Source organism: Kosakonia beeri (assembly GCF_054165705.1).
Map to the genome: position 1 here is coordinate 3,819,597 of NZ_CM135106.1, position 13,966 is coordinate 3,833,562.

At 55.2% G+C, this 13,966-nt stretch carries 14 protein-coding genes; 5 read left to right on the forward strand and 9 right to left on the reverse strand.

Annotated elements, in window-relative coordinates; genetic code table 11:
- Nucleotides 1-87: 87 nt before the first annotated feature.
- From psiF to ACUY4S_RS18110, 5 genes are all read right to left on the reverse strand, one after another.
- Complete coding sequence (gene psiF / locus ACUY4S_RS18090) at nt 88-408, reverse strand: phosphate starvation-inducible protein PsiF (protein ID WP_312688930.1); 321 nt, start codon at nt 406-408, stop codon at nt 88-90.
- Nucleotides 409-499: 91 nt separating this feature from the next.
- Nucleotides 500-1,915, reverse strand: a complete 1,416-nt coding sequence (gene phoA / locus ACUY4S_RS18095; protein WP_458022059.1) for an alkaline phosphatase — start codon at nt 1,913-1,915, stop codon at nt 500-502.
- Between the two features lie 101 nt (nt 1,916-2,016).
- Nucleotides 2,017-2,277: an anti-adapter protein IraP gene (gene iraP, locus ACUY4S_RS18100; protein ID WP_312688928.1), complete on the reverse strand. Its 261-nt coding sequence runs from the start codon at nt 2,275-2,277 to the stop codon at nt 2,017-2,019.
- A gap of 261 nt (nt 2,278-2,538) precedes the next feature.
- The gene (locus ACUY4S_RS18105) at nt 2,539-3,729 is read right to left on the reverse strand and encodes a multidrug efflux MFS transporter (protein WP_458022060.1); all 1,191 of its coding nucleotides are present in this window, start codon (nt 3,727-3,729) and stop codon (nt 2,539-2,541) included.
- 170 nt (nt 3,730-3,899) lie between these two features.
- Nucleotides 3,900-4,583, reverse strand: a complete 684-nt coding sequence (locus tag ACUY4S_RS18110) for an extensin-like domain-containing protein (RefSeq protein WP_312688926.1) — start codon at nt 4,581-4,583, stop codon at nt 3,900-3,902.
- Nucleotides 4,584-4,690: 107 nt separating this feature from the next.
- Between ACUY4S_RS18110 and ddlA the strand changes: the two genes are divergently transcribed.
- The gene (ddlA, locus tag ACUY4S_RS18115; RefSeq protein WP_458022061.1) at nt 4,691-5,791 is read left to right on the forward strand and encodes a D-alanine--D-alanine ligase; all 1,101 of its coding nucleotides are present in this window, start codon (nt 4,691-4,693) and stop codon (nt 5,789-5,791) included.
- Nucleotides 5,792-5,794: 3 nt separating this feature from the next.
- On the opposite strand, the gene ACUY4S_RS18120 is transcribed toward ddlA, so the two are convergent.
- Nucleotides 5,795-6,016 (reverse strand): DUF2754 domain-containing protein, encoded by a 222-nt coding sequence (locus ACUY4S_RS18120; protein WP_312688924.1) that lies wholly within the window; start codon nt 6,014-6,016, stop codon nt 5,795-5,797.
- 279 nt (nt 6,017-6,295) lie between these two features.
- On the opposite strand from ACUY4S_RS18120, the gene ACUY4S_RS18125 reads away from it, so the two are divergent.
- Nucleotides 6,296-6,604 (forward strand): DUF2755 family protein, encoded by a 309-nt coding sequence (locus ACUY4S_RS18125; protein ID WP_312688923.1) that lies wholly within the window; start codon nt 6,296-6,298, stop codon nt 6,602-6,604.
- Here the strand turns inward: ACUY4S_RS18125 and ACUY4S_RS18130 are convergent.
- The 3 genes from ACUY4S_RS18130 to ACUY4S_RS18140 all read right to left on the reverse strand — a co-directional run bounded on the left by ACUY4S_RS18130 (nt 6,601) and on the right by ACUY4S_RS18140 (nt 9,619).
- The gene (locus ACUY4S_RS18130; protein WP_458022062.1) at nt 6,601-7,716 is read right to left on the reverse strand and encodes a DUF1615 domain-containing protein; all 1,116 of its coding nucleotides are present in this window, start codon (nt 7,714-7,716) and stop codon (nt 6,601-6,603) included. The two genes, ACUY4S_RS18125 and ACUY4S_RS18130, sit on opposite strands and share 4 nt — an antisense overlap.
- Nucleotides 7,717-7,729: 13 nt before the next feature.
- The gene (gene sbmA, locus ACUY4S_RS18135; RefSeq protein ID WP_458022063.1) at nt 7,730-8,950 is read right to left on the reverse strand and encodes a peptide antibiotic transporter SbmA; all 1,221 of its coding nucleotides are present in this window, start codon (nt 8,948-8,950) and stop codon (nt 7,730-7,732) included.
- Nucleotides 8,951-9,085: 135 nt separating this feature from the next.
- Entirely contained in the window at nt 9,086-9,619 is a 534-nt protein-coding gene (locus ACUY4S_RS18140) for an isochorismatase family protein (RefSeq protein ID WP_312688920.1), read from the reverse strand.
- Nucleotides 9,620-9,809: 190 nt separating this feature from the next.
- Here ACUY4S_RS18140 and ampH point away from each other — a divergent pair, with 190 nt between their 5' ends.
- The 3 genes from ampH to olsF all read left to right on the forward strand — a co-directional run bounded on the left by ampH (nt 9,810) and on the right by olsF (nt 13,940).
- Nucleotides 9,810-10,967 carry a D-alanyl-D-alanine-carboxypeptidase/endopeptidase AmpH gene (gene ampH, locus ACUY4S_RS18145; protein ID WP_312688919.1) on the forward strand — a complete coding sequence of 386 codons (1,158 nt, stop codon included), beginning with the start codon at nt 9,810-9,812 and terminating at the stop codon, nt 10,965-10,967.
- A gap of 122 nt (nt 10,968-11,089) precedes the next feature.
- Nucleotides 11,090-12,061, forward strand: coding sequence for a porphobilinogen synthase (gene hemB, locus ACUY4S_RS18150; RefSeq protein WP_312688918.1), 972 nt, complete (start codon nt 11,090-11,092; stop codon nt 12,059-12,061).
- A gap of 160 nt (nt 12,062-12,221) precedes the next feature.
- Nucleotides 12,222-13,940, forward strand: coding sequence for a bifunctional ornithine lipid synthase OlsF (olsF, locus tag ACUY4S_RS18155; RefSeq protein ID WP_458022064.1), 1,719 nt, complete (start codon nt 12,222-12,224; stop codon nt 13,938-13,940).
- Nucleotides 13,941-13,966 lie beyond the last annotated feature (26 nt).

Sequence of the window (13,966 nt, forward strand, 5' to 3'; positions counted from 1 at the left end):
TAAGCCTGGCAGAGATTGAACAACGGGCAACCAGGCGGGCGGGGATGTCAGGAGAGGGTGAGCCACTGATGTCGCTCACCCAACGCATCAGCCCTGTTTTTTCAGGCATGCGCTCATAAATTTACTGCGGTCTTCGCCTTTCAGCGATTGTTGCGTGGCCTGCGCATTACATTCGCGCATTCTTTGCTGCTGCGGCGTCAGGCTTTTCTGCCCGGCTTCCATTTTGGTGTTTTTAAGACATTGACTCATATACTGCTTACGGGCATCACCAGCGAGCGTTTGCGCCGTCGCCTGTTGATTACAGAGGGTCATACGTTGTTGTTGTGGGGTAAGGTTTTTTTCAGCGGCGCTCAGCGCCGTGACAAACAGCAGACCGAATACGAGGGTAACCAGGAATGTTATTTTCATCGCACCATCCTTCTGTCAGTGTGGCTCTTTAAGGATGGTTCTAAACCGAAAAAAAACCACCCGGCGACAAAGATTTGCCGCCGGGCAGTGATTATTTGAGGCTCAGCGCCGCTTTCATGGTGTAGAACAGATCGGTCTGATCGGTCAGCCCCACCACGTTGGCCGCGTGCGGACCATAAGCAGCGATACGAATTTGCGTACCGGTATGCTCCATGGATTCTTCTTCAGAGTTGCCGTAAGTCATGGCCATCACCGCACCATCTTTAGTGTTAAGCGCCTGGCTCAACCCAGGTGCTTTGGTATCAGCCGGGATGATTTGGCTGGCATGGGCGTGATCCGCCGTCACGATCACCAGCGTATTGCCATCTTTCTTCGCAAACGCCAGCGCTTTTTGCACGGCTTCGTCGAGATCGACCGTCTCGCCAATCTGGCCACACGGGTTGGCAGCATGATCCTGTTTATCAATCGATGCACCTTCGACTTGCAGGAAGAAGCCCTTCTCATTTTTGCTCAACAATTCAATGGCTTTTTCCGTCATCGCCGCCAGCGTAGGTACGCTGTCAGTGCGTTTTGCGTTTGGCGTACAGGTCACTGCTGGCTTATCCAGGTTGCCATGTAAAGAGGCTTTCGGCCCTTCCCAGCGTACCGGCATGTTGCCCTCCGAGAACAGACCCAACAGCGGTTTACCCTGGTTTGCTTCGGTGATAGCCGCCAGCGTCGAGGCATCGCCGACCAGCTGATACCCGCGCGCCTGTGCCTGTTCACGCAGGGTTTTCCCTTTCCATTCACCGGCCGTAGCGGTTTCGCTGAAGGTTTTTGCCCCGCCGCCCAGCGTGACGTCAGCACGGGCGTTCAGCAATTGTTCGGTAATCGACCCTTTGCCGCCTTTTTCCAGCGCATTCAGCGCACATTTCTCGCTGGTTACCGTCGGGCCATAACAACGGCGAGAGATGACATGAGAAACCAGCGCCGCAGGTGTCGCGTCCTGCAATTCTGCCGTCGAGACGTTGCCGGTCGCCAGACCTGCGGCTTTGGCCATCTCCAGAATAGTCATGTGATCTTTTTCGTGAATATCGACGCCCAGCGCGCCGTTATAGGTTTTAACGCCGGTGCTCCACGCCGTAGCGGAGGCTGCCGAGTCCGTCACGTAGTCCGGTTTGCCGGTTTTCTTGTCCAGCGCATAATGCGTGTACTGGCCCGTCAACGGTAAGGCATCAATACCTTTAAAAAATCCGCCCGCCCCTTCGGCATAATTGCGCGCAGCGGTAATTTCGGAGTCACCCATGCCGTCGCCAATCAGCAAAATTATATTTTTTGCCGGTTTCTCATTTAGCGAAGCACGCAGGGCGGAAGTCTGGTCGCCACTTAAACGGCGTGCGCCGCCGGGCGCGGAAATATCCCCCTGAGCCGCACGGTTTTCAAGCACCGCGCCAGAGGATGTATCAGCATAAATAACAGGGGTAAACAACAGGGGTAATAAGGCGATGAATAATGCGCTCTGTTTCACTTAATATTCTCCATGTACAAATACTTAAAGAAAATAAAACAGAGCGACTATAGGCAGCGCGCATGACAGTTAGATGACACTCCTGTCTGTAAAGCGGGGACTTAACTGCGCGGGTGCCGTAAAAGCTTTTTTACGTACTGTTGCAGCAACTCCGTATCCTGATGGGTGACTTGATCGCCGGGGCGGACCTCTTCCAGCGCGCCTTCGATACTCTGAATAAGCGCTTGTTGTTCCGTGGCAGCCATATGACGCAGCAGCGCTGTCACAACAATTTCCAGCGCTTCTACTTGAGCGACCAGCTCTTTCGATTCCTCTTCTTTTTCGGCAAGCTTTACCAACAACTCAGCAATGAGATTCTTCATAGCGCTATTTCCTTGAGAGATATCCGATGACGTTAGCACTGTGCTCAGATGTTGCAAAGTAGATACATGTATTATTTTTGCGGATTTTTTCACAACTCTGCATTGTATTTTCTGCAGAGCAACTAACGAAACGTTTCTCCTCTCCTTAAGGCAATCTATTTGCAGGCACTAGCATGCAAATATAAAAAGCCCGGAGCGTTCATGGATATAAGAAAAGGTTATCGAAGGGCCGTTAATAACGTCTCCGGCCCGTTAAGCGACTTAGCGACGTGCGCGGCGAAATGCCAGCCCGAGTTGCCAGAGATTAATAAAAACCACAACCGCCGTCGCCGCAAATACCCACCGAAAACCCGCCACCGCAGAAACAGCTGCGCCCATCAGTGGCCCGGCAACATTGCCTAAATACATAAACGACTGGTTGTAACCAAAAATACGACCGGTGACTTGATCGCTGGAATATTTCAGCAGCAGCGTCTGCACCGCAGGGAGCATCGCGCCATCGGCAAACCCCAGCATAAAACGCAGGATCCCCAGCTGGAGCGGCGAAGTCACAAAAGACATGGCAAAGAACAGCACCACCGCGATGATCATCGTCCCCATTAAAATACGCGACGTGCCAATCCGGTCGCCGAGTTTGCCCAGACGTGGGGCGGAAATCAGCGCCGAGACACCGGGTACGGCGGCAATCAGACCGCTAAGAAAAGCAAGATTAGTGGTATGCGGCGAAAGTGACTGGATAAACAGGGCGAGGATCGGCCCTACAGAGCCATTGCACAACTGGATAACCAGCGTCGTGATAAACAGACTGATCACAAGACCAGGGTAAGGCAGCGTCGAGAACACGGCTTTGCCGCTCAGACGCTCCCCCTTTTTCACTTTCGGTCGCCCGCCCTCTTTGATGAGAGACAGCGTCACCAGGAAGCTCACCATCAGCAGCATCGCGGTGATAAAGAACACCATCCGCAGCCCGAGATGGTCAGCCAGAAAACCGCCCATCAGCGGCCCGCCAATCACCCCGCTGATTTGCGCAGTTGATAATGTGCTCAACGCCCAGCCGCTGCGCTCCCTGGGGACCTGCGAGGCCACCAGCGCCATGGCATTCGGTATATAGCCCGACGTCAGCCCCATCACGCCACGCAGCAACAATAACTGCCAGACGTTGGTGGCGAAGGCCTGCAGCAGAATGGCGACTGCCATCCCCAGTGAGGCGCGGAGCAACATCAGTTTTCGGCCTTTACGATCCGCCAGGCTGCCCCACATTGGCGAGACAATGGCGGAAACGAGAAAAGTGACGCTGAACGTCAGCCCGGACCACATCGATAACGCTTCGTGGGACGTCACGCCTAATTGCGCCACATACAGCGGCAGAAACGGCAGAATTTGACTGATCGCGAGGCCGGTGAAAAAACAACCGAACCACACCGAGATAAGATTGACCTTCCAGGATTCCATAAGTGGGCGTAATTATTCAGGTTTTGACAAACAGCGCACAGATTAACAAGAACATGCGCCAGATGAGTCACCAGAGATGCGCTTAAACGAAGTTTGGTGTTTTATCTGCTCACCGCCGCACAGCACGGAGGCCCGACAAAAAAACCCTGCTCATCATGGTGATTTATGCTTTAACGGCACAGACCAAAGCCACGCATCCCCAAATGAAAGTGGTTAGCATGGGCGGCGTTATACTCCGGGCCCAGTCCGTTGCCATAATACCCGCAACTGGCGCTGAGCATGGCCTGCAGCCACGGCTGGGTACGGGCCTGCTGCCAGCCTTTAAGCACCGTCACTTGCTGTCCATTCGCCAGTTGAAAGCCGCGAATATCCAGCGCTTCAGCACTGGCATGCTCGCTACGGCGGGCATCCGCACGGTGATAAATATTCCGGCAGGCGTAACTGCCCAGATGATCGATGCGCACCAGTGCGCTGCCCATAAAGCGCTGGGTTAATGGCCGTGCCTGCTGCTCAATAAACAATGCCGAGCTCAACGCCAGCGGGCAACTGGCCAGAAAACTGCTGTTCAGTTTGACGGTACCAAAATCGCGTACCCGCACCACATCCGTTAACGGGCAATCGCCTGCGCTATCCGCCACCGGCACAGATGAGATCAGCCGCTGCTGGTTAGCCTCACTCAATAATGCGCTACAGGCCTCCGGGGGCAGTCGCCGCAATTTAAATTGAGTGAGGCGGCCGGGCGGATCGGTCAGTTGTAATGGTGCAAACGGGTTGTAGTACGACGGCAGATGACGGTAACCGATGAAAATCAGCGCCAACAGAATGCACAGCACAATCAGGCTTTTTCTCCCCACGACACCCCCTTACGGTCTGTCAAAAACATTATGGCAGAAGGCCGCGAATCGTGCGTTTTGACGTGCTATGGTATGTGCTTTGTGAATCAGTATGAGTGAACGTAGAAATGGCAAAACTGCGGGTGGGGGTCGTCTTCGGCGGGAAATCGGCGGAGCATGAAGTGTCATTGCAATCGGCGAAAAATATCGTCGATGCGATGGATAAATCGCGATTTGAGGTCGTGCTGCTGGGAATTGATAAACAGGGCCAGTGGCACATAAGCGATGCGAATAATTACCTGCTGAACGCAAACGATCCGGCGCGCATTGCGCTGAATCCGTCTGATAACAGCGTGGCGCTGGTACCGGGCAATGAACAACAGCAATTGATTGCAGCAGAAAGCCGCTCACCGCTGCCGGATGTGGATGTTGTCTTCCCGATCGTTCACGGTACGCTGGGAGAAGACGGCAGCCTGCAAGGGATGTTGCGCCTGGCAAACCTGCCGTTTGTCGGTTCCGATGTGCTGGCCTCAGCAGCCTGTATGGACAAAGACGTGACCAAACGCCTGCTGCGCGATGCCGGGCTGGCGATTGCGCCCTTTATCACCCTGACACGCGCCAACCGTGACAACATCCGCTTCAGTGAAGTGGAAGCAAAGCTTGGTCTGCCGCTGTTTGTGAAACCAGCTAACCAGGGCTCCTCTGTCGGGGTCAGCAAAGTGACCAACGAGGCGCAGTACCATGAGGCGGTCCGCCTGGCCTTTGAATTTGACAAAAAAGTGGTGGTCGAGAAAGGCATTAAGGGCCGTGAGATCGAATGCGCCGTGCTTGGTAATGACGATCCGCAGGCCAGCACCTGCGGCGAAATCGTCCTCAACAGCGAGTTCTACGCCTACGACACCAAATACATTGACGATAACGGCGCACAGGTAGTGGTACCGGCGGCGATTGAGCCACAGGTCAATGACAAGATCCGCCAGATTGCCGTGCAGGCATACCAAACGCTTGGCTGCGAAGGGATGGCACGCGTCGATGTATTCCTGACGCCAGAAAGTGATGTGATCATTAATGAGATCAATACGCTGCCGGGTTTTACCAATATCAGCATGTACCCGAAACTGTGGCAGGCCAGCGGTGTCAGCTACTCTGCGCTGATCACACGCCTGATTGAGCTGGCCATTGCGCGCCATCAGGCCAATAGCGCGCTGAAAATTTCCGTTAACGGTTAAGCGTTACTGCGGCTTATCCGCCGTCTCTTCCTCATCGGGGCGGCGGCGGATAATAAAGCCCGCGAGCCAGAAACTGATCACCCATGTTACCAGGCCAACTGCATACGTCTGCCAGCCTTTAGCTTCAAAACCTAACAGCCCCACCACTCCATTCAGAATAAAAATTAATCCAATCGCAAACGCGTAATAGTGCCAGTCACGGCGTATTTTCGCAGGCAGCTTCATGACAACTCCGGCAGTTAAAAAGACATCATCGCATAACCAGTACATTGGATCTGTGTCGTATGCGGTAATTCCGAAATGTTACCAAAGTAATTAAAACGTTACAAAAATGTGAGCGCGAACAAAATTCCCTCACATGGGATCCTTCCCGGGGCGAAATTATCACCATTCTTATGTTGACAAACCGGTACAGCTGTCAAAATTACCGTCAGTTGAGGGCCACAGAGCCTGCTCCTTCCAGTGTAAATAGCGGTTTAAATGTTAAAGAGTACCGGAGGTCTTATGGCTGACTTTACCTTGTCAAAACCCTTTACGGGCGCGAAAAAACGTGACACCTCCAGGCCGGGTAACATTGCATATGCGGTGTTCGTACTGCTCTGTTTCTGGGCGGGAGCCCAGCTACTGAACCTGCTGGTGCATGCCCCTGGCGTGTTTGAACATCTGATGCAGATACAGGACAGCGCACGCCCCCATGTGGAACTCGGGCTCGGCGTAGGCACGATTTTCGGCCTTGTGCCCTTCCTGGCAGGAAGCGCCGTGCTGGGTGTCATCGCGCTTTTCCTGCGCTGGCGACGACACCACCTGCGTTAATTCTGCGCCATGCACGCTGCCCGACGATCGTCGACGCGCTTAGCAAACCATGCCGTTGTCAGGTTGCGGGTGATCTTCGGGCTTTCTAACTGAATGCCCGGCAGCATTTCCCGCGGCAGCGTTTTACCACTTTTCTTTTCCGCCAGGCGATAGACTTCGCGCCACAGCGTCGTCTCTTCCAGCTTCTGACTGTCTCCGCGCTCCAACTGGCGACGAATATCGCGATCGCTCATATTGAGTGTCGGCCCAAGCGTTCTGACAGCGCGCTCAGTCGCGCCTGTATCGTTACTGTTATAAAGGATCAGGTCGCCGTCCAGCGCCAGTTTCATTCCGGTCGCGACGCTCACCGCGTGCTGGAAGGCGGCATTGCGGCTGGCGTATAACCCGGCGTTAAAATCGGCAAAACGGTAAATCGGCGCGCTATAACGGGCGGGATAGTTAAGCAGATGATACGTGCCAAACCACAGTCCGCCACGACGGGTAAACACTTCCTGACGCACGGTCCCCTGCATTTCCCACGGATAACCGTCAGTATGCTGCTGGGCAAACGCCACGCTTATCTGCATCGGCCCGCCGGTACGTACCGGGTTCAGGGAGCCGAACAGTTTCTGCCCCATCGGTACCACGCTGATAAAGTCATCGAAAATGGCGCTCAGTTCTCTTTCCGTCCGGACTTTATCCAGCCTTTCACTGTAGCTTTTACCATTCGGCGACGTAACTTTTAGCGCGGTATGCACCAGCACGGCAGGAATATGCATGCGTTCAGCACGCTTATCGATCTCTTTCCAGGCGATTTTGCTTAACCCCGGAACCACAGGATCGGCCTGATAATTGGATTCCTGCTGCGCCACCGCCAGCACCGAACAGATATTTTCCAGTGTTGGCGCTAACTGCTGGCTACGAAAGGTGGTGGCAATATCCTGCGCCCAGCCATCGCGATCTTTCACGCTGGCCGGTATTTTTTGGCGCACCACGCTTGCCACATCCAGCGGCTTCTCTTTTTCTCGCCCTTTTTCTTTCTCTGCTTCCTGCTGAGAAAGCGGACCTGGTGACGAACAGCCAGCGACGATCAGCACCGCCAGCAACCAGCAAACACGTGGTAGATAAGACATGCCGTTCCTTCTTTTAACCAAAATGATGCGGCACGGGCTGAACCGCCTGCCCATCCAGTTCACGCTCAAAACTGCGCAAACGCTTGTAGATAGACATCAGTTCCACCAGCGTCGTCCAGGAGGAAATCAGATACTGGAACGAACTGCGTACCTGCTCAAAAACGTTAGTGATCTGGCGCATCAGACCGAAGGTGATCGCCCCGGCGGCAATCGTCGGGAACAGCACAATCAGGCCAAACACCACATCCACCTGCAGGTACAGGATACGGGCGATATTGAAATACATATAGTGAAAATAGAGGCGGAAATAGTTACGGCGCACGGCAGCAAACAGCTCGGCAATGGTGTGAGGCCTTGCGCGATGGTGATCGTCTTCGCCGTACACCAGTTCTTTACGGTAGGCAGCTTCAACACGCTGATTTTTAAACTCCAGCCCCGGCAGTTTGATCCCCACAAACGCCAGCAATACCGTGCCGAGGATCGCCCAGCCAATCGCGGCAATCACCAGGCCGTATGCCACATGCCCCACCAACGGGAGCTGTTCGACGTGCGGTGACAATGCCACCAGCACCGGCAAAAACGCGATCAACGTCATCACCGCATTGATAAAACTGGTCCCCATGTCTTCAAGCGTAGTGGCAAAACGCATGGTATCTTCCTGCACGCGCTGCGCTGCCCCTTCGATATGACGCAGATGATCCCAGTGCGCCATGTAATATTCGTTCATTGCCGTGCGCCAGCGGAACACATAATGGCTGACAAAGAAGTTATTCAGCACCGCAACCGTCACCGCGATCAGCGCTATCCACAAAAACACGCCAATCTCGCTGTAAAGCTGGCCAATGCTGACTTTATTGGGCGCGCTCAGCGCCGTCTGAATCAAATCATAAAACGGTTGATACCAGGCATTGATGGCCACATTCACCTCCACCAAAAACCAGGTCACAAAGATGATTAACGCCGTTCCCAGAATGGACCAACGCTGCCAGCGGTGCGGCGAAAAGGTAAACCAGCATGCGGCAAACACCCCGACGCAAAAAGCGTAGTAGGCATAAAACAGCAGATAACCCGGGCTCCAGAAACGCGAGGCGCTGATAGGGACATCCGTTGATGCGCCAGTCAGGCGCATCAACCAGGCTTCGCCGCCCGCCTGCCAGAAAATCACGGCGATGGCGGTCCAGATAAAAGCGGACAAAAAGAACAGTGTTGGCTTCGGAAAGAAGGCTTTAAACATCGTGCACTCCTGCTTATTTCTTATTATTTACGACAAATGCTGTGTACCGCATGGCTACGCTGCGCCATCACGCAGCGATAAAATAGCGCCGCCAGGGCGACGCCGTATCGTTGTTTCTGACCTAAGGGTAACGCCTTAGTTCGTTTGCCATTCGTGAAGAATTGTTTCGACGGGTTTCACCAGTACTGGATTCCCTGGCACGGTGAGCGTGCGCCAGACCTCGTTGTAATGGGCGATGAGCGTGCTGGCTTGCGCAGCAGGACGATTCGCCGTGGTATGCGCATCTTCCGCCATCGTGATGGCATAACCGCGACTGGCGCCGTTTTTGAGGGTGGTGTCCACACAATAATCGGTTGCACAACCGCACATCACAAACGCCGAAATGTCGTGCGCTTGCAGGAGCCCGGCCAGTGACGTGTTATAGAACGCATCGCACGCGGTCTTGGTAACATACAATGCGTTTACCGGTTGAGAGAGTTCTGGCAAAAGCGCAAAGCCCTCGCTGCCCTCTTCCAGCCCTCCGGCTTCCGCATGCTGGATAAAAATCACCGTCTCTGCCGCTGCCGTTAGCTGGTTAATACGCGCGACACACTGTTCACGTTGAATACGCGGAGTGGCAAAGACGCCATTTTGCATATCCACGACCATAACCACCCGTTTGCCTGCCATTGTTGACTCCTGTACGTGGGAAATGAAGAGGTTACCACATGCCCGGGGAGGCTCAGTCATAGGGAAAAAATTTCATTTTTACCCATCGTTACGTATTAGGGCGAAATAATACGCTTATTGCTGCTTTGCAACGGCGTACTAAATAGTATAAATACGCTCTCTCTTTCCCATTTTTATAGGGATCCCTTCGTTGAAACGTTGTTTGCTTTTTTCTGCGATGCTGTGCGCATTGAGCCTGACGACCGCCCAGGCGGCGCAACAATCGCCCGATCCGGTGTTTGCTTCGGATATCGTTGACCGCTATGCCAACCATATTTTTTACGGCAGTGGCGCAACAGGAATGGCGATGGTCGTAATTGACGGTAATCAGCGCGTGTTCAGAAGCTATGGCGAAACCCGCCCCGGCAGCAATGTGCGCCCGCAACTGGACTCGGTCATCCGTATTGCTTCGCTCTCGAAGCTCATGACCAGCGAAATGCTGGTAAAACTGCTCGATCAGGGCGTTGTTCGGCTTGACGATCCCTTAAGCAAATATGCGCCGCCGGGCGCACGCGTACCGACATACCAGGGAGCGCCGATTACGCTGGTGAACCTTGCGACGCATACCAGCGCCCTCCCGCGTGAGCAGCCAGGCGGCGCGGCGCACCGCGACGTTTTTGTCTGGCCTGACCGCGCACAACGCTGGAACTGGCTCTCCACGGCCACGCTGAAATACGCCCCTGGCACGCAGGCCGGCTACTCCAATCTGGCGTTTGATCTGCTGGCCGATGCGCTGGCCCGCGCAGCCGGTAAACCGTATCCTCAGCTGTTTGAAGAGCAGATCACCCGCCCACTGGGCATGAAAGACACTACCTTTACGCCTTCTCCGGATCAGTGCAAACGCCTGATGGTGGCAGAAAAAGGTGCCAGCCCGTGCAACAACACGCTGGCGGCCATCGGCAGCGGCGGGGTTTACTCCACGCCGGGCGATATGATGCGCTGGATGCAGCAGTTCCTCTCGTCGGACTTTTATACCCGTAACAGCCAGGCAGACCGCATGCAAACGCTGATTTACCCGCGAAACCAGCTGACCAAAGTTGTCGGCATGGATGTGCCGGGCAAAGCCGACGCGCTAGGTCTGGGCTGGGTTTACATGGCACCGAAAGAGGGCCATCCGGGCATTATTCAAAAAACGGGCGGCGGTGGCGGCTTTATTACCTATATGGCAATGGTTCCGCAGCACAACGTCGGCGTATTTGTGGTTATTACCCGTTCGCCGTTGACCCGTTTCGTGAATATGAGTGACGGCGTCAACGATCTGGTCAGCGAGCTGAGCAACAACAAACCGCAAGTGGTTCCGTCCTCCTGACAGACACGCCGGGGCTGGCACGCATTGCCTTCGCCCCGGTGTTTAACAGCGATTTTGGTAAAACGGCGCATGCTCTTTTCCGCTACAATGCGCCTTTCTGTTCCACAAATATCAGGCATACCATGAACGATTTAATCACTCGCCCTCGCCGCCTGCGCCAGTCACCTGCGCTGCGCGCTATGTTTGAAGAGACAACACTGAGCAAAAACGACCTTGTGTTGCCGATCTTTGTTGAAGAAGAGCTCGACGATTACAAAGCCATTGACGCGATGCCTGGCGTGATGCGCATTCCGGAAAAATACCTCGCCCGCGAGATCGAACGCATTGCCAATGCGGGGATCCGCTCGGTCATGACCTTTGGTATTTCTCACCACACCGATGACACTGGTAGCGATACCTGGAAAGAAAATGGCCTGGTGGCGCGCATGTCGCGTATCTGCAAAGAGACCGTGCCGGAAATGATCGTCATGTCTGACACCTGCTTCTGTGAATACACCTCTCACGGCCATTGCGGCGTGCTGTGTGATCACGGAGTGGATAACGACGCAACCCTGATCAATCTGGGCAAACAGGCCGTGGTCGCCGCCGCCGCCGGGGCAGATTTTATTGCCCCTTCCGCCGCAATGGACGGCCAGGTGAAAGCCATCCGTCAGGCGCTGGATGCAGCAGGTTTCACCGACACCGCCATCATGTCTTACTCGACCAAGTTTGCCTCTTCGTTCTACGGCCCGTTCCGTGAAGCGGCGGGCACTGCCCTGAAAGGCGATCGTAAGACCTACCAGATGAACCCAATGAACCGCCGGGAAGCGATCCGCGAATCCTTAATCGACGAGGCTGAAGGCGCAGACTGCCTGATGGTGAAACCGGCGGGCGCATACCTCGACATTCTGCGCGATGTTCGCGAGCGCAGCGGTCTGCCGCTCGGTGCTTATCAGGTCAGCGGCGAATACGCGATGATCAAATTCGCTGCGCTGGCGGGTGCCATTGATGAAGATAAAGTGGTACTGGAGAGCCTCGGCGCGATTAAACGCGCAGGCGCCGATCTGATCTTCAGCTACTTCGCACTCGACCTCGCCGAACGCGGCCTGCTCTGAGTCCACGCGTTACCTTCCCTCTCCTGTCGCGGGAGAGGGAATGCCCCTGTTACACCGCAACCCTCCGCCGCACGCCGCATTGTCATAACTTCATTGTAATGAAATGTAAACGTCATGTTCGGCCTTTACTGTCATCGGCAAGACGGGAGGAGGACCAACCATGTTTAGTCTCGACAACGTACTCGATGACCTCTGGCCACAAGCCAGGCCCGCGCCCTGGCAAAAAAATCTGCTCAGGCGGCTGCTTTATGAACGGGAATTCCAGCAGTTTGCTGAACGCCACCCCCACCTGAAAGGACTGGACATGGTGGAACAGGTGCTCGAACACCTGCAAATCCGCTGCACTGTCCCCGCGCATGACCTTGAACAAATCCCTGAACATGGCCCACTGGTGATTATCGCCAACCATCCCACCGGTACGCTCGACGGCCTGGCGCTGATGTATGCCGTGTCGCGGGTGCGCCGAGATGTCAAAGTGGTCACCAACCGCATGCTCAGCCACCTTGAGCCGCTGAGTTCCCTGTTTATCCCGGTGGATAATATGGGCGGTCGCACGCGCCGCACCGCGCTGCAACAGATGGAAAACCATTTACAAGCCGGTGGCGTGCTGATTTTCTTCCCCGCCGGAGAGGTGTCACGCGTGACCCGCAAAGGGATCCGTGACAAAAGCTGGCACACGGGCTTTGTAAAACTGGCCAGCAAGTTCCGCGCCCCGCTACTCCCCGCATGGATTGATGCCCGCAACAGTGCGCTGTTTTATGCCAGCGCCATGGTGTCGGACACGCTGCCGCTATTGTTGTTAATGCAGCAGATGTTTCGCCGCCGCAACAGCAACCTGCCGATCAAAATCGGCCAGCGCATCCCCTGGGATAGCTGGCATACGCCGCAACTCTCTTCTCGCGAGCTGGCCGATAAGTGTCGCCAGCACGTTCTGCGTCTGGGCAAGGGATTGCCCGGCCCCTTTAAAACCGAGTGCGCCATTGCCCGCCCGGAAGAGCGCATCATTCTGCGCCGCGAGCTTAACAAAGCCGAGTGTCTTGGCCGCACGGCGGATGGCAAAGTCATCTATCTCTGGCAGCGCAAGGGGCAGGAAGATGCGCCGCTACTGCGCGAACTGGGGCGACTGCGGGAAATTGCCTTTCGCGCGGTGGGGGAAGGCAGCGGTAAACGTCGTGATACGGATAAATATGACGACGATTACCTGCACCTGATCTTATGGGACGACAGCGATCTGGAAATTGTCGGTGCCTATCGCTTTATGCCTACAGCCCAACAAGTCGAGGCGCGCGGCATTGAGGGACTGTACAGCCACAGCCTGTTTCACTATGACGAACGGATGGCAGATGTGCTACGCCACGGCATTGAACTGGGGCGCAGCTTTATTCAGCCGCGCTACTGGGGACGCCGCGGCCTCGATTACCTGTGGTCAGGGATCGGTGCCTATCTGGCGCGCTATCCGCAATACCGCTACTTGTTCGGTCCGGTATCGATTTCCGGCGGTATGCCGCCCGCGGCGAGGGATCTGCTGGTTGCTTTTTACCGTTTGTGGTTCCCTGCCACCTGGCCGCTGGCGTCGTCGCGCCGCCCGTGGCCAGCCACCATGCCCGATGTGCTGGCGCAATTTACGGGTGAGGATTACATCGAAGATCTCACGCGGTTGAAATCGTTGCTGGGCAACCTTGGCTGCGGCATTCCACCACTCTATAAACAGTACTCTGAGCTCTGCGAAAGCGGCGGTGTGCAGTTTATTGATTTTGGCTGCGACCCGGATTTTAACAACTGCGTGGACGGCCTGGTGCTGGTGGATTTAACGTACCTGAAAGCCAGCCGCTACGAACGTTATATTGCCGCGCATCTGCCCGAGCAGAAAGCGGGCTAAACTCTCCCCTCCCCTGCGGGGGAGGG

What these genes read in the sequence shown, in the direction of transcription:
- psiF (WP_312688930.1), bottom strand. Translation starts at nt 408, where the DNA reads ATGAAAATAACATTCCTGGTTACCCTCGTATTCGGTCTGCTGTTTGTC.
- iraP (WP_312688928.1), bottom strand. Translation starts at nt 2,277, where the DNA reads ATGAAGAATCTCATTGCTGAGTTGTTGGTAAAGCTTGCCGAAAAAGAA.
- ACUY4S_RS18105 (WP_458022060.1), bottom strand. Translation starts at nt 3,729, where the DNA reads ATGGAATCCTGGAAGGTCAATCTTATCTCGGTGTGGTTCGGTTGTTTT.
- ddlA (WP_458022061.1), top strand. Translation starts at nt 4,691, where the DNA reads ATGGCAAAACTGCGGGTGGGGGTCGTCTTCGGCGGGAAATCGGCGGAG.
- ACUY4S_RS18120 (WP_312688924.1), bottom strand. Translation starts at nt 6,016, where the DNA reads ATGAAGCTGCCTGCGAAAATACGCCGTGACTGGCACTATTACGCGTTT.
- ACUY4S_RS18125 (WP_312688923.1), top strand. Translation starts at nt 6,296, where the DNA reads ATGGCTGACTTTACCTTGTCAAAACCCTTTACGGGCGCGAAAAAACGT.
- ACUY4S_RS18130 (WP_458022062.1), bottom strand. Translation starts at nt 7,716, where the DNA reads ATGTCTTATCTACCACGTGTTTGCTGGTTGCTGGCGGTGCTGATCGTC.
- sbmA (WP_458022063.1), bottom strand. Translation starts at nt 8,950, where the DNA reads ATGTTTAAAGCCTTCTTTCCGAAGCCAACACTGTTCTTTTTGTCCGCT.
- ACUY4S_RS18140 (WP_312688920.1), bottom strand. Translation starts at nt 9,619, where the DNA reads ATGGCAGGCAAACGGGTGGTTATGGTCGTGGATATGCAAAATGGCGTC.
- hemB (WP_312688918.1), top strand. Translation starts at nt 11,090, where the DNA reads ATGAACGATTTAATCACTCGCCCTCGCCGCCTGCGCCAGTCACCTGCG.
- olsF (WP_458022064.1), top strand. Translation starts at nt 12,222, where the DNA reads ATGTTTAGTCTCGACAACGTACTCGATGACCTCTGGCCACAAGCCAGG.